12 protein-coding genes are annotated in these 18,762 nt (G+C 64.8%); all 12 read right to left on the bottom strand.

All coding sequences use genetic code 11. The features are described 5' to 3' along the window. Nucleotides 1-4: 4 nt before the first annotated feature. The 12 genes from C516_RS0101840 to C516_RS0101790 all read right to left on the bottom strand — a co-directional run bounded on the left by C516_RS0101840 (nucleotide 5) and on the right by C516_RS0101790 (nucleotide 18,754). Complete coding sequence (locus tag C516_RS0101840) at nucleotides 5-1,693, bottom strand: DUF262 domain-containing protein (RefSeq protein ID WP_018716652.1); 1,689 nt, start codon at nucleotides 1,691-1,693, stop codon at nucleotides 5-7. Further along, a complete protein-coding gene (locus C516_RS0101835) occupies nucleotides 1,690-5,157 on the bottom strand; it encodes an Eco57I restriction-modification methylase domain-containing protein (RefSeq protein ID WP_018716651.1) in 3,468 nt (1,155 codons plus the stop codon). Before C516_RS0101835 ends, C516_RS0101840 begins: the two co-directional genes overlap by 4 nt. A gap of 120 nt (nucleotides 5,158-5,277) precedes the next feature. Then, nucleotides 5,278-6,990 (bottom strand): ATP-binding protein, encoded by a 1,713-nt coding sequence (locus tag C516_RS0101830; RefSeq protein WP_018716650.1) that lies wholly within the window; start codon nucleotides 6,988-6,990, stop codon nucleotides 5,278-5,280. A gap of 15 nt (nucleotides 6,991-7,005) precedes the next feature. Then, the gene (gene brxC / locus C516_RS0101825; RefSeq protein WP_018716649.1) at nucleotides 7,006-10,440 is read right to left on the bottom strand and encodes a BREX system P-loop protein BrxC; all 3,435 of its coding nucleotides are present in this window, start codon (nucleotides 10,438-10,440) and stop codon (nucleotides 7,006-7,008) included. Nucleotides 10,441-10,487: 47 nt separating this feature from the next. Further along, on the bottom strand, nucleotides 10,488-11,039 hold the full coding sequence (locus tag C516_RS0101820; protein WP_018716648.1) for a BREX protein BrxB domain-containing protein: 552 nt from the start codon (nucleotides 11,037-11,039) through the stop codon (nucleotides 10,488-10,490). Then, nucleotides 11,036-11,857, bottom strand: a complete 822-nt coding sequence (locus C516_RS20970) for a hypothetical protein (RefSeq protein ID WP_169509118.1) — start codon at nucleotides 11,855-11,857, stop codon at nucleotides 11,036-11,038. The genes C516_RS0101820 and C516_RS20970 overlap by 4 nt, the downstream gene beginning before the upstream one ends. Continuing rightward, on the bottom strand, nucleotides 11,838-12,032 hold the full coding sequence (locus tag C516_RS20735; protein WP_084594027.1) for a helix-turn-helix domain-containing protein: 195 nt from the start codon (nucleotides 12,030-12,032) through the stop codon (nucleotides 11,838-11,840). Before C516_RS20735 ends, C516_RS20970 begins: the two co-directional genes overlap by 20 nt. Nucleotides 12,033-12,145: 113 nt before the next feature. Then, complete coding sequence (locus C516_RS0101810) at nucleotides 12,146-12,667, bottom strand: hypothetical protein (protein ID WP_018716646.1); 522 nt, start codon at nucleotides 12,665-12,667, stop codon at nucleotides 12,146-12,148. A gap of 25 nt (nucleotides 12,668-12,692) precedes the next feature. Beyond that, complete coding sequence (mobF, locus tag C516_RS0101805; protein WP_018716645.1) at nucleotides 12,693-15,404, bottom strand: MobF family relaxase; 2,712 nt, start codon at nucleotides 15,402-15,404, stop codon at nucleotides 12,693-12,695. Then, nucleotides 15,404-17,506, bottom strand: coding sequence for a type IV secretion system DNA-binding domain-containing protein (locus C516_RS0101800; protein WP_018716644.1), 2,103 nt, complete (start codon nucleotides 17,504-17,506; stop codon nucleotides 15,404-15,406). The genes mobF and C516_RS0101800 overlap by 1 nt, the downstream gene beginning before the upstream one ends. Then, nucleotides 17,490-17,756 carry a ribbon-helix-helix protein, CopG family gene (locus tag C516_RS0101795; RefSeq protein WP_018716643.1) on the bottom strand — a complete coding sequence of 89 codons (267 nt, stop codon included), beginning with the start codon at nucleotides 17,754-17,756 and terminating at the stop codon, nucleotides 17,490-17,492. The genes C516_RS0101800 and C516_RS0101795 overlap by 17 nt, the downstream gene beginning before the upstream one ends. Continuing rightward, nucleotides 17,753-18,754, bottom strand: a complete 1,002-nt coding sequence (locus C516_RS0101790) for a hypothetical protein (RefSeq protein ID WP_018716642.1) — start codon at nucleotides 18,752-18,754, stop codon at nucleotides 17,753-17,755. The genes C516_RS0101795 and C516_RS0101790 overlap by 4 nt, the downstream gene beginning before the upstream one ends. Between the last annotated feature and the right edge of the window lie 8 nt (nucleotides 18,755-18,762).

Raw genomic sequence — 18,762 nt, 5'->3', positions numbered from 1 at the left:
AGTGTCAGAGATCCCACCCGTCGACCAGCGCGTCCACCAGGTACTTCTGCCGTTCCTGGACAACGTCCGGCGTCCATTCCTCCTGTCCCAGTACCTGACTGGTCAGCGCATAAGAAGATACATTGCTACGTCCGCGAAAATAGGCATTCTTCTTCCTCTCAAAGTCGAAGTTCTGCGCCTGGGAATTCCGCCGCTTGTTCAAGGGCACCAGGTTGGCTAGACGGTGCACCCACTGTGCTCTCTTCTCCGGCGTCGGCCAGTGTTTCTCCCACTCACTGGACTCCGGTACCGATTGAGGCAGAACATGTTCGATGGTGAGAAGCGTCGGGTCGTAGGAGGCCGCGCCATCCGAGACAAACGAGTCCAGCCGCAACATCAGGTAATTGCGGCGCCGCGCGGTCAGGGTGTAGATGTCGCCATCCAAGGCGCGCCGCATTGCGGCCTTCTCCTCTTCTGTTAATTCGACGGCCTGCACCCGATCGTCCCGGCTATGGGTCCGCTGCAACGCAGCGATCAACTGCGCATACCTTTCGATCCGCTGGTTTACATTGTGTGCGCAGATGTGCATATACGCAGCAAGTCGCTCGAGCCGGTTGAAAAACCACTCGACATAGGTCGGGTCATCCTTGTGTTCGGCGAGAAAGGTCATCGCCGGCGGCATCCAGTCGGAGTTATCAATACGGTTAAGCCAACGCAGATAGCGATTGACTTTGTCCGCATCGGTTTCGGCGACGTAATTGACCTCTCGCAACGTAGAGAGGGTTTCCGCATAGGGCTCAAGAACATCTTCGATCAACGCCGTCGCACCGGTGGTTCGTGTGAGGACATGATCCCGGAATTCTTCCAGTAGCGCGCGTTTCGCTTTCTCTTGGGCATAGATCATCCGCACGTAGGCGAACAAATCGTTGAACCCGGAACGCCCCAGCTCCACCTCCATGTCTTCCCAACGCGCGTTGTACACCTCCTGCATTTCCTCGGACGGCAGCTGTCCGATAACATCCGCCTTGATAATGTCGGTCGGCTGCAAATCCAGCCCCCGACTGTTCATCACCGAAAACACCCGAAAGGCCGACTTCTGGCTGGGTGTGGATACCGCAACAAGAAAGCAGCGTTGTAGCAGAAACCCTACAAACCGGTGCAGCGCTTGCTGGTCGTTGCCAAACCGATCGGTAACCCGGCTCAAAAACAACTGACTGTTCACCTGAATGTTCTTTTGCGCTTCGTTCTCCAGCGTGTGCGAGCCCAGCGCCAAGAGATCGTCGAAGCGCATACCCTGCACGTACCGGGCGAAGAAGTCTTGGTCCTTCCCTCGCAGCGTGAGTCGCGGTTTGGGTTCAAGTCCCTCAAACGGGTTGCCTGGCTCCATGATGTACTTGTTGAGAGTGGATCGATGTTCCTCGCCCTCGATCAGGGATGCAATAGCCGCCAGCAGGACAGTCAGGCTGGTCAGTCGTTGCTGACCATCAATCACGTCGGCTTCGGCCCTCCCCTCCTCCTTGATCAGCACGATGCTGCCCAGGAAGTAACCCTCCTCGTCCTCACTGACATGGAAGTCGTACAGGTCATCAAACAACTCGGATGCCTGATCCACGGTCCATGCATAAGGTCGCTGATAAGACGGGATCCGGTACTCGAACTCGGAACTGAATATTTTGGCGAGCGGATACTCCGCGCCACTGATCTTCTTGGTCATCCTGCTCGGTTGCTCCCTGCTTGCGTTCTCGCCCTGCGCTTCTCCGCGAGCGTCAGGTGGTGGTCATTGATGCGGGCGCCCTTGGCCTCGCCCAGCTCGGGGCCTAGGTCGTACCACGGCGCGGATTCCACGTCCTTGCCGCGGTCCTTCTTCCAGTGGATGTTGGGCTTATCGCGAAGGACTCCGGCCCCCTTCTTCTTCACGTCTGGCGCAGTCATAAAGGGGCGAATGTTGAGGCGCACACCATCATTGAGGTCCGGATCCCAGCCTATGGGCTGCTCCTCCAGGGGCTTCCAGCGCACGAAGATGTCGTAGGGCTCTTCGCCTTCGAGGATCAGCTCCAGGCTCTTCTGCAACGCCTCGGCGGCGGCGAGGCGGGCCTCGGCGCCATCGATGCCCTCGCTGATCTGCTTCTTCTGCTGGGTGATCCAGTCGCCCAGGTAGGTGTAGGTGAGGGTTTCCAGGGCCTTGTAGTCGAGCTTGTGGTAGTTCACCAGCGCCAAGAAGCCGTCCTTGAGGCCATCCCAGATGTGCCAGATGAAGGGGCGGTTCTGGAACAGCTTGCAGTGCTGGGCGAAGAACTTGTCTCGCAACCAGCTTTCCAGGTCCTTGCCGGTGTGGTCGACGCTCTCCAGCAGCTTGCCGCGGGTGGTGGCGGACCACTGGTCGTCATAGGCATCGGCCAGCAGGGCCTCCAGCCGATCCACGGCGCGACGCTCGCCGCGCACGGCGGGCAGGCAGACGATTCCATCGCGGTCGGCATGGCCCAGCAGCGCCTCGCAACGCCTGACCCATTCGCGCTGCTCCTCGGCCAGTTCCATCTCCGGGTCCAGCTCCGCCGGCCAGCGATAGCCCAGCAGCCGAGCCACGGCCACCTGCAGCACGGTGTCATCGGTGCGAAGCGGGCCATGGGCGGTCCATTTGACTGCTTCGTCCCAGATTACCGAGCCGCACGGGTGCCCGTGGAAGATCCACTGGGTTGGATCGTTGGAGTAGGGCTCGGGGAGGCCGTGAGGATATTTTTCTTCGGCGACTTTTGTCCAGCGACTAAGGTCAATTGGAGCCTTTTCAAAATATCGGACATCTACACTCAGCTTCTGATTTACGGTTCTAACCGCCTCTTCGAATTCAGGCGATCTGCAGAAACTCCACAATATCGGCATATGTTCTGGTTTATTTGGCACCATTGTACATATTACGTTTTCAAATAATTCGCCACTATAAATGCTGCACTTTAGTGAACCGGTGTAAGTTACTGCTATTCCCTTTTTTCCCCAGGCGTCTCTCCCTGCAATAGTGGCTCCAGCATTCTGGGCTGCCCATGAGAGCGCCCCATCTCCATTCTGCCACAACAGGCAAAACTCTCTTCCCGAGAAGTCCTGAGTACTTTTTACTGTACTTTGCTGGAATGAGAATAGATTGCTTTTACGTTTTTGCTCCCAAAACGCCTGTCTATATTTAGGTGAGTCACCAGTAGTTATGCCACCCCTCACATACGCTAAATCATTGACACGAGAAATATCTGAAAGGTTTTGGATTTCAATGGCGAATCCTGGGTTGCTTAATTGCTGAGCTTGCGAGACAACAGATAGACCGTCTTTACGCAGCTTTTCTGACTTTTCTTCTATTGTGCGTGATTCAGCAACATCTAGCCCGCAGATCAAGTTTCTTCTAACTGCCTTAAATAAGCCTTCCTGGGAATGGACGGTGTTGTTGCCTCTGCTAATGGCAATGAGAATCGCTTTTACAACTTCTCCACTAATGGTTTCAAATGCACCGGGCCCTAACCTCGCAATTACTTGCCAAACCTCACTTTCCAGTAATTTTTTTCGGAATAGGGAGTTTCTGCTTAAAAACAGCCAGTTCTGAGGCAGCACATTGCTGGTGGTGCCACCCTCTACGCACAGCTCCAGACAGCGGTCGAGAAAGACCGTGGCCAGATCATTTTTGGCGGCCGGGTAGTGGTCGGCGCAGAATTGCTGCAGTTTCGGATGCTGCTTGCCTCGCGCCAAATACGGCACGTTGGTGATGACCCAGTGGTAACGATCGCCTAGCAGGGTGGCAGCCTTGGCCAAGCCTTGGGCGGTCACCGCAGCTTCAAGCTCCTCATCGCTGTTCTCTTGGCTGAGCGCTTGGTTAAGCGCCTCTGAGAGCTCCTCCCAGTGGGCGATCTTGGCGGCGCGGGTGCGTGTGGGATCGAGCAGGCTGCCAAGGATGGGGGCGTCCTTGAAGCTGTCGTAGAGCCAGTCCAGGGCGATGGTGAGGTTCTTCCTTCCCAGCCCCAGGGCCTTCCATTCCTCCTTGGCCACGCTGATGGGCAGGCCGGAGCAGGCCAGGTGCAGTTCAGGAAGGGGGCGATAGCCGCCGGCATCCGGATAACGCCAGGCGGTGAGGGCGAGGGCGAAGGCGGCTAGCTCGACGCAGCGCTGGTCGATCTCCAGGCCGTGCAGATTGTCGCGCAGCACCGCATCCACGGCGTCGCGGGGGCTGAGACCCTCCATCTCCATGCGCATGGGGACCAGCATCAGCAGGGCGGCGACCAGGAAGTGGCCGCTGCCGCAGCAGGGGTCCAGGGTCTTGAGCTCGGCGAGGCTCTGCGGCCAGGCATCGAAGGTGCCGGCGGCGGGTGTCCAGTGTCCGGTCTCCTCGTCCTTGACGAAGCGCAGGTACTCCAGTGGCACGCCCGGCAGGCTGGCCTTGTCGCGCAGCTCCTGCTCGCTCTCGGCGCTGGCCAGGTCGGCCTCAGACAGGCGGCGGGCGGCCCACCAGGCCCCCAGGCTGTTGTCCAGCAGAAAGCTGACCATGTAGGGCTCGGTGAAGAGTTGGGTGACGGCGGGTAGCTCGTCGGCGCCGATCGTCACCTCGGAGCGGTTGATGCGCTCCTTGTTGTCGGTCTGCCAGAACTGGTAGACCCAGCCCAGGCTGTCGCTGGCGTGGAAGACCTCCACCGACAGGTCGGCCAGCAGGTCCTCCAGCTCGCGCTGATACTCGGCGGCCAAGGTCAGCTCGAACACCGGGCTGTCGACGCGGAACACCTGGGGCAGCATGGTGCTGGCCAGCTGGGCGGCCAGGGCCCAGCCGTTGGTGCGCTCGCCCTGTTCCGCTTCTTCCTCGGCCAGCTCCTCGCACTCTTCCAGGGTGATGGCCACGCCGTCGTACATCAGCAGCTCGTTCTCGGCCAGAAAGCGGGCGAAGATCATGCGGTGCCAGTGCTCATAGGCGACCTCATGGATCAGGCGGGTCGTCGCCTGGGTGCCGTCCTTAAGCGGGTCGCCGAGGCTACGGGCGTGGGCGCGCAGCCGACGGCGCAGAGCGCGCTGGTCTTCACCGAGGTAGCTGGGCGGGTTCTCCTCGCCGAGGCCGAGCTGCTCCAGGGCCGCCTCGGCGGCCTGTTCGGCTACCGGGCGGGCCGTGCGCACGGTGCGGTCGAGCTGGTTGCGGAGTGTCTTGTCGAGTGGCTGCATGCTGCCGTCCTTGTTTATCCCTTCCAACGTTCTCCCTGCGAATGCGTGTTTATTGCGCGTGAGCATTGCAGCGCGCATTGAGCTGGGTTTAATGCTCACCCCAATGCGCAGCGCATTGCTCTACGTATTGCGGTATTCGTAACGGGCGTGCTTGCCCTTCCCGGGGGGCTGGATCTGCGGGTTTTCTTCCCGTAGCTCGCGCATCAAGCGATAGGCGTGGTTGCGGTCGAAGCGGGTGATCTGGCGGATCTCCTTGTTGCTCAGACCCTCCTCGCCGCGCTTGGCGCGTTCGATCAGGATGCTGAGTACCCGGGTCTTGGCGGCATCCCAATCGATGCGGCGGCGTGTCTCCGCGTTGCCATCGGCACGAAGCCGTGCATAGAGTTCGGGGTGAATGCTCCAGTAGGCCCCGCGACCGCTTCCCCCATGCTCGACGTAGCCCTGTCGCTCCATATCGGCGAGCAGCTCTCGGGTTTCTGGCTCGGTGCGCTGGCAGAGCCCCGCCGCTGTGCCGGTATCCACCTCGGGGTGCTGCAGGAAATACTGCAGTAGCAGCAGCTGATCGACCCCGAGGTTGCGGCCGCGCTCGCTCTCTTCGGCCACGAACCGCCGAAACGCGGCATTGATCTCCCGCTTCTGGAAGATCACCGAGACGGAGTCGCCAATCTCGCGGATCACCGGGGGCTCCTTACCTTCCATCAGCATGGCCTCAAACATGCGGCTGACCCCGAGGTTGCTGCGGTTGACCAGGCGCAGCTTGACCAGCGCATCGACCAGCAGCGGGTTTCGGGCGGCCGGCTGGTGGTGGAGGATGTTGTGCTCGCTGATCCCCGCGATGAAGCCACCGTTGTTGCTGACCTCCAGGCGCTGGGGGTAGAGCTTGACCATCACGGGGCCGGCGAGGCGCAGGTCTCCGTGACAGAAGGCGTTCATCAGCGCCTCGCGCACCGCGACCTCGGGCCAAGTGCGGTACTCGAAGTGAAACATGCCCTGCTGCACGGTGGTGATGGGGTTGAAGGGCACCAGCAGCTCCTCGATACGCTGCACCGATAGGGGCAGGGCGCTGACGCGGTCCTCGCGAACGCCGTAGTCGGTATCGGAGCGCATCTGCAGGAAGGTCCACAGGTGGCCCGGCACGTGCTCGCGCAGGGCTTCTTCGGTACCGGCCAACAGGATAGCGGCGCGGGTAACCTGTCCCTTGCGGATCAGTCCCAGGGTATCGAGCAACTCCCGGTCGGAGCGACGCAGGAGTTCATCCGGGGCTCTTTCACGCTGTGCCAGGTGGCGAAGCGCTTCCATGGCGACAGGCGAGAAGAGGGCATCGTCGACGGGACCCAGCGTCTCGGCGGTGTAATCGGTATCGCCGGTCTCCACGCCGATCTTGCGGCGCTGGGTGCCGGTGAGCGGTTTACACTCCTTGCCGATGCGTATGGTACCGCCCCCCTTGGTATCGGTATGGGGCGGCATGCCCGGATGCACCTGCATGATCAGCACCCGGCCGGTGCCCTCCGGCACATGGAGCTCCTCGAATACCGGGGTAATGTGGGGGTCAGTCTGGTCATAGACGGCCCGCTTCAGCACATTGACGTCGATTTCCGGCGGCACGCCCAGCACGGCCTGCTGGCGCCCCGAGATACGGTCAGCGACGCCGAACACCACGCTGCCGCCTCCACCGTTGACCATGCAGATGGCCATGTCGACGACCGTCTTCACGGCCTTGGCGAGGCTCTGGGTGTCCCACTGCTTGAAGTCCAGGTCCTGGTCTTCCAGGTCGTCGGCGATGTAGTGCTCCAGCTCCTCCAGCAGCGCTTCGATATCGCGGCGTGATCTCATGCCCTGTCGCCGCTCCTATTGGGTGATCACGGGTCCGGCCTGCAGGGCCTGCTGGAGCTGATCGCGCGCTTCCTCCAGCCAGGCATCGATCTCGGCCTCGCTTTTGAGTGTGCGGCGCGGCAGCCTGACGAACTGGGCTTGGGGCTCCATGGCCTCCGCGGCCGCTGTCAAAACCTCATCGAAGCGGCTGGACAGCGCGGCGATGCGGTCGGCCAAGGCCTCCGGGCGCACGCGTTCTAACGTCTCCAGTACCTCGTCGGTGGAGCCGAGTGCGATCTTCGGCGCGTGGGCGTTGGTGAGGCGCTTCGGTTCCAGGAGATCATGGCGCTGTTCGGGGGACAATTGCTGCCAGTTTTCATCTGCTTCCAGCCGCGCCATACCCGCTGCATGCTCCGCTTCGTAGCGTTCCCGCAAGGTATTCAAGGCGTCACGGAAGTACTGCGTGAGGTTGCTCAGCAGGGGTTGGATGGGGTCCGGGTCATCGAGCAGGGAGCGGTGCTCACGGATCTGATCCACCTGAGCCAGCAGCGGCTCGGCGTCTTGCTCGCCCCTGGCGTAATTCGCCAGGTGCATGAGAGTTGCCCAGGCGGGCTGGCGCTGCGCAATCTTGTCCGCGATGGCCTGCCACTCATCGATCGCAGTGAGGAGTTCGTCCTGATTGGTGACGATGGCCTTGAGCTGGTCATTGCCACTGCTCAGGCGTATTGCCTCGAGGGCATCGGTGCTAGGGGGAGGTGGTAGTGGGGCACCACCACCGGCACGGTCCGCCAGAGATCGTAGCTTCTCGACGAACTCGGGCGCCTTGGGCGACTCTTCCCCAGCTTTGGCCTGGACGCCCAGCTTCTGCATCACTTTACGGATCTTGATGCGCTCGCTGGCGGATATTGTGGTGGCTTCCACGCGGAACTCGGTCCTGCCAATGGCGCGGCGATCCAGGTCCTGGGGCGCTGTCCCATCGACCGTGCGGATCTGGCCGGCGACCAGGAGCACCTGCAGGGCGCCGTCTACGGCGTCTTGTGGCCAGCCGTACTCGCCATGCTCGAAGTGCTCGCGGATCTCGCTGCCCTTCTTACCGTTGCCTAGATAGCCGAGAATGGCCTTGCAGACCGGATGGGCCTGCGGCTCACCGTCGTGACCCACGGCCTTCAGTGCGTCGGGCGCACCCTGTTTGGCCTTGGCATACACCTTGTCCCAGTTCGAGTGGTCGGCCTGGTGGAACTTGGGGTGAAGCCGCGTCAGGGCATTTTCAGCCCCCTCGAGGATGGCTTCTCGCAGCGTGGCACCAACGAGCTCGTTACCGCCGCCCTGGAAGACCTGGGCGCCGCTGAAGGCCTCGTCCAACAACTCGTTGATCCGTCGCTGGGCGGTGTCGCGCGTGGTCTGCATGGCGGCCTGAGCTTCCTGGCCCTCTGGGGTACCCGGCGTGCCGCGGGTCTCAAGGGTGGCCGTCGCCGCCTTGTATTCGATCAGCTGATTTCGCAGCTCATCGGCAGAACGCTTCGGGATAAAGACGAATAACGTGGGAGATTCCGATCCCGCCTGACGCGCGTCGGCTCGTAACTGGCTCACGTCGTCCGACCAGCCGTTGCGAACCCACACGTAGAGCTTCTCAGGCGCGTCGCCAGGCAGCACCGTGTCGAATACTGGGGACAGTGGCCGCGGAACCTTCGCCTCCCCGTGGGCCAATGAGAGATTCCCGACCTGTTTGGCGAAATGCTGCCGAATCAGGTCTTCCCGCTCGGTCTCGATCTGATGCGTTGCGTTGCCGAGCGTGTTCTTGTGGCTGAGAAAGGCGTCATTCCAAGCGGCGCTTTCCTCCGTCTGAATGCGGTATTGGTCACCGACCTTAATGATGAACTCGCATTGATCGAGCAATGTTGGCAGGTGACCGCGCAGCGAGCTGCTTCCGGCCGTAAGATCGTCCACCAGCAGATCGGCGATGTTGCTCAGCGTCGGCTTCAGCCCGAGCTCGGTATTGGTGCCGGCCACCTTGTTGATCAGAAACACGAGCGCGCAGGCGCGCGCCATCAGGTGCTCATCCTCGCTGCCCTCGAGCCAGCGCAGAGTGGCGTCATGCAGCTTGCGCGGCAGCATGCGTGCCTGTAACAGCCGGTCGGCGGCGTCGAAGTAGAGGTAGTCAGCCGGGATGATGTTGCCCAAGGGCGCGTCCAGGTTGGTCTGGATCGCCTTGTGGATCATGCTCAGCTGGTTGCGAAGCTGACTATCAGTGCCGGTCTGGTCGAGAACCCGCAGCGCAGCGTCCCAGAAGCGCCGACGTACGGGCAGGATGGGATAGTCCTGCGCGAAGTGCCTGGTATCCTCCTGGCGATGCGCGATGGAAGTATCAGCGAGGTGACGGGAAATCTCGCCTAGGTTCTCCTCCATCACCTCAGTGACGGGGCCCTTCGCATCGGGCTTCTTGGCCAGCACCACCTGGCGAATGACTGCGTCCACGTCGGCGTCCGAGAGCTCGATGCGGGTAGTGAAGCGGCCCTGCAAGCGCGCCAGGTTACTGGTGCCGGTGATCGCGGTCTGGCCGGTTGCGACGAACATGAGTCGGCTGCCGAGCTCCTTGCAACACGCCTCGACGGCTTCCTGGACCTCGATGGAGCGTTGGCCATCGGAGCCGATGTACTGCTGTACTTCGTCCAGCACCACCAACGTGAGGGGCATCTTGCCGTCACGACTTATGGCCTGACGAATCGCCTCGAGCATGTCGTCGCTGCTGACGTCAGTGACGTGCGGGTAAAGGTGGCTCAGCGTCTCGGCACAAGATTCTACGCTGCTGAACGTCCTCGGCTTCGCCTTGACCAGCGCCTCGTGGAGCGACTCCGCCACGTAGAAGTTGTCCAGCTCTTCCTGCCAGTCATCGCCACGAGCCTCGACGTCATTCCGTACCTCGTCGAGAATGCCTTCATCCCGCAGCCACATGACGAAACGTGCGACGGGGTACTGCCGCGGGAGACCGGCAGCGCGGAAAATGACGGACAGGAGTGCAAGGCGCACGCTCTTGTCGCGCGAGCTCGCACCCAAAGTACCTGAGGCGGCGAACAGCCCTCCATGGCGCCTGCCCTGGGTAGACAACTCTTTGAGTTGGTCACCAATCTCTTGGGGCAGCGTAGTGATCCCCCGCGCAGTGGCGCCGTCGTCGAAGGTGAAGTCTTCCCAAACGTTGCGAAGCACTTTGGCCAGGTGCGACTTGCCCGACCCGAAGAAGCCGCTAATCCATACACCGGGTTGCTGTGAGGCACCGCCGCTGAGGTTGCGCAGGTAGGTGTCTAGGATGTCCTGCATGCCACGGGCATACTGGCCGTCGCAGACGAAGGTCTCCAGCTCGTAGCGGAGTACTGATTGGGCGCGGTCGCTGGCGTCGTCGTTGACGTACGCCACTCCCTCGTTCTCCAAGCGTTGCTGGGATGGGTCCTTGGCATAGATTTCGCGGTTTCGCATGCGTCCTTTCCTTGCGGTACAGGAGGCAGTCGGTCTCGGTTGCAAGCTCACCTTGCGCCATCGGGAAGGATCGGCGTGGCGAGATAGTTCCAGCCGTCGTAGCCATCCAGGAGTCGGTAGTTGTTTTGCTCGAAGCTGCCCGGAAACAGCACGACCAGTCTGCCAGGCACATGGGGTGCGAGGCGGTCGACAACCTCCTTTACCTTGAGCAGCCCGAACAGACTGCCAACGCCGTAGATCATGACCACATGGTTGTCATCAACTTCATTGGCGTCGAGGTTTGCGACGAAGCCGTCAACCAGCCACTCGAGGTAGCGGTGCAGTACCGTGGGCAATTTTGACGGAGAGCGGAAGTATCCCTCCGCGTACTTCTGTTCGGCCATCCACCGCGCAAAGGTGTCACTCAGGTCAAAAGCGATCCAGTCATGCCCGCTTTGTCGGGTCGTCAGCTCGAACTCCCCGAGGTTGGCCCGGATGCGGAGTTCCTCGGTCTCCGGGTAGACGCAGAACGCTACCCGCTGCGCAGCAGCAGCGTCGTCCCGCCAAGGCAGCTGGATAAACTGGGCATACGACTCGATCAGTCGCTTAACCTTGCTCATGGATTGATTCTCTGTGCGGTTCCCTTGTCGGAGGTTTGCATGGCCTGAGTAACCACATCCGTTAGAGCGGGAAAATCGACATCTACCACGTTATCCACGCGGCGCATGACCATCCACCCCTTGGCCGACGCCTGACCTGCGAGTTCCAGCAGGCGCTCACTGGTAACGTTCAACAGCTTGCAGTAGACATTCTGTAGCAGGATCTCACCTCTATCTCCCTGCAACCATGCAAGGTAGAAGGCGAAGGCAACAGCGCCTATCGCGGGATTCAACTGCCGGCGGATCTTGGTTCGCCGGCCGCCAAGGAGGCCCGCCTTCGTTAGGCTGCTGTTGAGGTTCTGTGCGACCGACCTACGGGTCGCCGAGCTAAAGCGCTCGGGCCAGCGTGACTCGATTCGTTCCTCCACCCACTCCCGTTCGATACGCGTGCCCGGTGGCCTAGCGAGTATCGCGGGAGCGGTGTCGCGCAGCAGGCTGTCCCGGGCGGCGGCTGCGAGCAAGGCTAGTTGAGGGCGGGCGGATACATCACGAGCCCAGAAGTAACGCAGCCCTGCATAAACCGGATTGGCGGGATCCAACGCGTACGCTTCAGCAAGGTGTCGCGCCGTAAGAAGTCGGCTCCGCCCGGAACGCTTGGCGAGACAGTTCTGCTGGCAAATCGCATCACGATACGCGGATGGTGGCGCGTCCGCGCCAACGCAGTCGAAGAGCGTGGATAGCTCGGTGAGCATGATGGTGCGAGAGGCGTGTACACCGCCGGTATGAGTCATGAAGCCGAGGCGTTGCAGAGTGGTTTCATCACGCATCGGGCTTGCCACTCGCACGCGTCCCCCCGCTGCGGACCCACGCATCTACCTCGTCACTCTTAAATTTCCAGAGCCGTCCGACTCGGTGCGCGGGCATACTGCGCTGGGCAATCCACCGATAGACTGTGTCGCGCTTAACGCCTAGGTACACACTGATCTCATCTACGGAGAGCCAACGGCCATCCATCAATTGCTACCACCGCTGTGAGTGCCGATATAGACGATTCTGTCGGAGTCTTTGCCACTTTAGACGATTGTCGGTTTGAGGGCTAACGGGCAGTGGATCATGGCGAAGCCTCGTCACATCCAAATCCATACGCCCTCACCGAGGCGTAGAAGCATCACCTCGCCGGCGCCGGCTGCGCGGGCGGCCCGTCGTGCGCTACGCCGGTTCGGCCAGGTCGGCAGGCGACGGGCGTAGCAATACCCATCGTCGGCGGTGATTGCCGCCCACACGTCTTCAAGCCACGGCGAGACGTAGACGCCGGTCGCGGTGGTGCTATCAGCCCCGGCAAGCACATCGGTCCCGGCGATCAGCACGAGGTCCTCCGGTATTAGCGGCGGTTCAATGTGGCCGGATTCGAGCCAGCCCACGCCGTCGCGCAGCTTCCGCCCGGGGAGGCGCTCCAATTGCTCAATATCGTTGGGATCGAAGTCTTCATCGTCGGCGAGCGGCGAGATCGCCGTTTCATCCCAGATGGCCTCGTAATGGTCGATGCGGCGCCCACGCCAGTCGAGCGCGGCGACAAGGGAGACCGTTTTTCCGTTGGCAAGTGGCAGCAGTGGTTGGCCGCTATGTGGAATATTGCATCGCCTGAGCATTGTCGTTTCCTCCGTCGTGGTTGCCTTACTGCCCCGCCGCATGAGTAGTGTCGCGGTTTATCGCGGCAGTGTCCGCCGTCACATCCGCGTCGTGCCGTGCCTGCTCAGACGCGACATAGTCGAGTGTGGTCACCGCGGGCCGGCTCTCGCCCATCGCCTCGACCAGATCACAAAGCTCGCGAAGGTCGGTGGTTGGCTCGCCCTGGGCGGCGAGCCAGGCCTGTGCGGCGGCCAGGCTCTCGGTGATCTCCCTGGGCCGCTCCAGGCCCCGGGCCTCGGCGAGTGCGCGCACCCGCCCGAGCAGCGGCTCGCTCGGCGCAAGCTGTTCCGCGGCCGCCCGGAGCTGCTGGCGTGTCGCGATGATCTCGGCGGAATCGCGGTGCCTGCTCATCTGTACGTAGGTGCTCTCCCGCGAGGTCATCGAGCCGCCGGCAAGCACCACCGCGCGTTCCACTGTCGCGCCCTGGGCGGCGTGGGTGGTCACCGCGTAGCCGTAGCGAAGCTGGGCATAGCGCCGCGGGTCGATGGTCACCGCCTCGCCGGTGCGGTCAACGCGCACGACGAGTTGCACGCCTGTCCCGGTGTAGCGGAGGCGTTCGACGGTGAGCAGATCGCCATTGCGCAGCCCCGTCTCCCGATCGTTCCGCTTCGCGAGCAATCGCTCCCCCGCGGCGACGGCGATCCGGCCCGCGGCGCGCCCGGAGCGCTCGCGGGTTTGAATCTCGGTCTCATGGCCGATGAGTCGGCCGTCGGCCTCCATCCGCGCCCGGGTGGCGGCGTTGAGGGCCGCCACCTCCGCGTTGGTTCCGGCCATGAGCAGCGTCTCGGCGGCCCCCGCATCGCGGACGTGCTCGGCCCAACGCGCCACCGCACAGGCCACGGCCTGGGGCTGGCCATCGGTGAGATGGACCCGGCCGCGCTCCAGATAGTGGGACAGGGCCTCCGCGGCCTCGCCGGCGGCGAAGGCCCGGGTGGCCGCGCGCGCCCAGGGATCGCGCTGGCGGCGGATCGCCGTGATCTCCGCCGCATCCTCGCCGGCGAGGTGGCGGAAGACGCCCCCGGCGCCCACGGCCTGGAGCTGCTTGTGATCGCCGACCAGGACCACCCGCGCGCCCGCGTCGTCGGCGTGGCGCATCAGCCGGGCCAGAGTGCGCGAGTCGACCATGCCGGCCTCGTCGACCACCACGACATCGCGGGCGGTGAGTTGCTCCCGGGGCGGGTGACCGATGCCTTCCTCGTCCGTGTAGCCCTCCAGCGCCAGGAGTAGCGATGCCAGGGTGCGGCTTTCGATGCCGCTACCGGCCTCGAGCCCGGCGGCCGCCTTGCCCGACGGTGCACATCCGATGACCCGCTGGCCGGCGGCCGTCCAGGCCCGGCGGGCGGCGCTGAGGGCCGCCGACTTGCCGGTGCCGGCGTCGCCGATGACGACCTGCACCGCGCCGGGGGCGGCGGTTACATGGCGCACCGCCGCGGCCTGCTCGTCACTGAGCGGAAATCCCTCCTCTCTGGCGTGGCGGGCGAGCGCGATGGTCACCGTCGCGGCGTCGACGGCGTGGTGGGTCTCGGCGGCCCGCGCCCGCGCCGAGGCCATCACCGCACGCTCCATCCGGTAGAGCTCGCGGGTGGTGTAGCGGACGGTCCCGTCGGCACCGACCAGGCGCAGGCACTCCGGATCGCTGAGTACCACGCCGACCTGCTCGCGGATGGTGTCGAGGCCGAGGCCGCGGTGCTGGGCGGCGACGGCCACGGCCTGCCAGATATGGCGTGTCTCGATGACCGCCTCGTGCTCGGTGGCCTGCCGGAGCAACGTCTCTGGCGTCGGCATGGGCTCCGGTGACGGGGCCGCGGCGGCGGCGCCATGGGCGTCCGCGGGGGTGAAACCGGCGGCCTGGGCCTCCGTCGTCCAGCGGGCGTGCAGGGTGTCGTGGTCCGGGATCTCGGTCTTCGCGGCCCGCGTGTCCAGCGCGGCGACCTCGCTGGCCTTCGCCCCGGAGATACCGCGCTCGGCAAGGGCGGCCTCGATCTGCTGGCGTCTCGTCGAGAACCGGTCGGTCACCGCCTCCGGTACGCCGGCGATGGCGAAGGAGGGGCCATCGGCGGCAATGGCGTAGCCCTGTGCGGCGAGCTCCGCGGCGAGCGCCGCCCGGTAGATCGCCCCCAGCGCGTGTTTCCACCGATAGAGATCACGCACTTCCAGGCCGCCCCAGGTGCCATCGGCGCGCTGCGCGAGATTGTGGAGAAACGCATGCGTGTGCAGCTGCGGGTCCAGGGCCCGGGAGGTGCCGTGCTGATAGGTGGCGATCACCAGCCCTGCCCGCTCCCGCTCGAGGCCGCCGCGGCCCCGGCGGGCCAGGGGGAAGCCGGACTCGATGTAGGCGAGGGCCTGCTGCACCGCCTGGTCGTGAGCGTCGGCGATGGCGGTGCGCTCGGTGGGATCGGCGACGGCCCAGATCGCGGATACCGACTTCGGCGCCGAGAAGGTGAGGTCCCAGCCGGCGCGGTGCGCCTCACCGGTGCCCTGCACCAGGGCCGCTCCGTCCGGCGCGCACCCCTCCGCCGCGCTCCGGAAGGCCTCGCCGGTGACCGGACCGGCGAGGCCCAGGGCGGCGGCCCCGGCGCCCTGCCAGACCCCCGCGGCCTCGGCGGCGTAGTAGTCCTCCGGGCCGTCGCCGGCGGCGAGATGGACGTAGTAGCCCATGGCCTCGGTGGCGGATCCGCGCGCGGAGATCGAGAGCATCAGCGATCGTCCCGCTCGGGGCCGGCGCCGTCCCCGCGCGGACGGCGGATGACCAGCCGTCGGCGCGGCCGGGGCGTGGTGTCACCGGTGTCGGGCCCCTGGGTATGCGCCGGGATCTCCGGGGCCATCGCCGGCTCCTCCGGAACCTTAATCGCTCCGCTCCCGGAGGCGGCATTCCCGTCGTGCGGTGCTGCGGGCCCCGCTCTGCCGGACGGCTTTCCGGCTTCGCCGCTGCGCGAACCGCCACCGGTGCGATCCTCCTGAGCCGCGCGGGCCTCGGCCGCCGGCGGGGAGCCGTGATCCCCACCCTCCGGGGCCGGGCGGTGGGAAGGGGCCGATTCCGCTGCCGGGCGCGGTGACGCCGTGGGATCCGGGTCGCTGTCACCGCCCGAGGGCGTCGGTGCAGTCTGGAGGGTATCGGTCCAGGCCGCCGGGCGATGGGGCGGTGTCACCTTGCGCCATTGGCGGCGGTCGGGAAACGGCCAGACCACGCGGTGCACGGTGCGACCGCCGCGGATCAGCACGGCCTCGATACCGTCGCGCACCCGGCCGAGTCCACCCCACTCGTCCGGTGGGATGACCGCCTCATCGCCAACCTGCTCGCTCACCGAGCGCCCATCGGCACCATAGGAGGTGGTGTAGCGCCGTACCCGGCGCTGCCCCACCATTTGCGCGGCCCACTGCTGCGAGTCGGCCCCGAGCAGCCGGCCGATAATGTGGGTACCGGTCATCCCGTCCATTGCCGCTGCCGCGTCGGCGCCGTATATCTTGCGGCGCTGGGCGACGTCCTGCCAGCCCGTGACCACGCAGACGCCCTTCGACCGACCCGTCTCGACGATCGGCTGCAGGTCCACTCGGCCCAGCTGCGCCGCCTCATCCAGGACGAGCCAAATCCGTCGCTCGGGGTCGTCCTCGAGGGCATCCAGCCCCCCGGCAATGGCACGCACGATGGAGCTGTGCAGCGCCGTGGCGAGGGTGGCGTACCGGGTGGACCCGCCGAGGATCACCACGCGGGGTCCATGGCCTCGTAGCCACTGCCGGGCGGAGAAGGGTCGATGCCGCGCATGCTCGGCGTCCGCGGCCGCCAGATCCGAGATCAATCCACCGGCGGAGGATGTCAGCAGCGAGAGGTAGCTCGCGGTGGTGGGACTCGGCTCCCGGTGGGTGAGCAGGGCCTCGGTTGCCGGAGCGCCGGCGATGGCCGCTTCGCGCAGCTGCGGATAGGACTGGCCGATCTCGGCCACGAGCTCGCGCCAGCCCCATTGCCCGCGGGTGCGGCGGGCGAGCGAGACGATGAGGCCGCCGAGGATCATCGCCGCCCCTTGCGTCCAGTGGCTATCCGTACCGTCGGCCTCACCGGAGGGGATGAGGCGGGAAGCGAGTTCGCGCGCGTCGGCCGAGGAGCGGATATCGGCGGCTACCGACCAGCGCATCGAGCGCGCGTCCCAGGGCGCGATCAGGCCGAGGCCGCCACCGGCCTCGCGCATCAGCCCGGGGACCGTGGCCGTGAAATCGCCCTTAATATCGTGGATGAGAAGTCGCGCGGATGGGTTCGCCAGGATATCGCCGATAAGATGCTGCAGTATCACGGTTTTTCCGGCGCCTACCGAGCCCGAGAGCATGATGCCGCGGGTCTCGCGATCCCGACTGATGCGCACCTCGGGATGGATGTGTACCCCCGGACCGCCGGCATGCCGGGACTCCCGCCGGCTCTCCGCGGCCGCGGCACGGGCACCACGGGTGACGATACGCCCCCGCTCCGTGACGGGTGGGCGCGGTGCGCCGGCCACGCCCCCGAGGGTGGCACCGGCGGCCACGCCGAGTGCGGCGCCGGCAACGGCGACCCCCTGCCAGCCTGGGGCCGCGCGGGAGAGCCAGTCGGCGGCGATCGGTGAGAGAGGCAGACGCAGGGCGTCGGCGAGGATGGGGGGTATCGCCGCCGACAGGGTGGCGCGGATCAGGTCATCGGCCGGCGTGCCGCTCCATATCGTCCCGATGGCGACCACCGCGGCGAGGGCCAGGACCCCGCCCCCGATGACGCCGAGGATGCCCCCAGCGGCGAGGGTGCGCGCCCAGTCCCGGGAATCAGGGGGTGCGGCCATCGCCGGTCCCTCCTTGGTCGTCCTCGCTGACGATCTCTACCTCTACGGTCGCGAATAGCTGATCGAACCGCTGCTCGATGCGCGCCAGGCGGTGGTCGAGCTGCGCGATCCGATCGCCGATATCATCGACGGCCAGGCCGCTGGCGATGACCTCCCGGGCGGCGGCACCGAGCGAGATCCCCCCGCGCCGGGCGGCGCGGGAGAGGGTGGCGTGGCTGGCGTCCGGCAGACGGATGGTGATGGCTCTCACTGTTCGGCCCCCTCTGCCGCCCCCAGGATCTCCACGTTGGTCAGCGCTTTACGCCGGCATCCAACGTAATCGTCGTCCTCCACGATGTAGACGCTTTTACCGGAGGCGGTGTAATAGAGATCACAAGCGGGGACATCCTCCTGGGTGCGCGTGTAGTAGCCACTACCGCTGGGCCGCCAGCCGTAGATCCGTACCGCCACATTCTCTCTTTTTTCCAATCTAATCAGTATTTTACGCCACTTCTCGTTCTCCTTCTCCCGCTCGGTTTCCGGATCCGGCTTCGGCTCGGGCGCCGCCTCGCGGTCCCGCTCGCGCTGACGTCTGGCTTCTTCGCGCTTGGCCTTGGCCTTGGCCTCAGCCTTCTCGCGGCGCTGTCGCTCCGCCTCTGCAGCCTCGGCTTCCTCGTGCCGGATGGCCTCGACCTGCGCATGGAGCTGGCGCCGGAGGGCCTCGGTCCCGAGCCACGGACGCTCATCAATGGGCTCCTCGGCGCGGTCCGTATACGTGTCCAGGCGCTCGCGAGCGACCCAGCTCGCCAACCACCAGCTGCCGTCATCGGCTTGTCTCAGCTGGGAGGCGGGCACGGTGTAGGTGTGGTGCACGGTCTTCCCATCGCCCGTGCGTGCGCGGATGCGCACCCGGCAACTGCGGTCTGATGGGCCGTCCCCGGCGAGCGTACAGGGGACGACGGTGCCAGCCTGATTGGCCACAGCCGCCACTACGTCATCGACCGTCCGCGATCGGCCGATTGCGCGGGAATTGATCAGCGTGTGTTTCACGCCACGGCCGTGGACACCCGCGCGTGTAGCGGCACCGCAGGGCACGGTGCCGCCATCGGTGTCCAGATACTCCATCGCGACGCGTCCCGTATCGCGCCATCGCCGTATCCGGCAGGGGAGCTCGATCGGCCGCATGCCGTTGCCTGCCGGCGACGTGCGGATACCGGCATCGACGTGCACCTGCACGCTCGTGTGCTCCTCATACTGGTCATCTCGCATAGGCCCTC

Source organism: Arhodomonas aquaeolei DSM 8974, assembly GCF_000374645.1.
GTDB lineage: Bacteria > Pseudomonadota > Gammaproteobacteria > Nitrococcales > Nitrococcaceae > Arhodomonas > Arhodomonas aquaeolei.
This window is presented reverse-complemented; position numbering and strand designations above follow the sequence as displayed.

Excerpts from the sequence above, each read along its gene's own strand:
- C516_RS0101800 (WP_018716644.1), bottom strand. The coding sequence starts at position 17,506 with ATGGCCGCACCCCCTGATTCCCGGGACTGGGCGCGCACCCTCGCCGCT.
- C516_RS0101835 (WP_018716651.1), bottom strand. The coding sequence starts at position 5,157 with ATGCAGCCACTCGACAAGACACTCCGCAACCAGCTCGACCGCACCGTG.
- C516_RS0101810 (WP_018716646.1), bottom strand. The coding sequence starts at position 12,667 with ATGCTCAGGCGATGCAATATTCCACATAGCGGCCAACCACTGCTGCCA.
- C516_RS0101820 (WP_018716648.1), bottom strand. The coding sequence starts at position 11,039 with ATGAGCAAGGTTAAGCGACTGATCGAGTCGTATGCCCAGTTTATCCAG.
- mobF (WP_018716645.1), bottom strand. The coding sequence starts at position 15,404 with ATGCTCTCGATCTCCGCGCGCGGATCCGCCACCGAGGCCATGGGCTAC.
- brxC (WP_018716649.1), bottom strand. The coding sequence starts at position 10,440 with ATGCGAAACCGCGAAATCTATGCCAAGGACCCATCCCAGCAACGCTTG.
- C516_RS0101790 (WP_018716642.1), bottom strand. The coding sequence starts at position 18,754 with ATGCGAGATGACCAGTATGAGGAGCACACGAGCGTGCAGGTGCACGTC.
- C516_RS0101830 (WP_018716650.1), bottom strand. The coding sequence starts at position 6,990 with ATGAGATCACGCCGCGATATCGAAGCGCTGCTGGAGGAGCTGGAGCAC.
- C516_RS0101840 (WP_018716652.1), bottom strand. The coding sequence starts at position 1,693 with ATGACCAAGAAGATCAGTGGCGCGGAGTATCCGCTCGCCAAAATATTC.
- C516_RS20735 (WP_084594027.1), bottom strand. The coding sequence starts at position 12,032 with ATGGATGGCCGTTGGCTCTCCGTAGATGAGATCAGTGTGTACCTAGGC.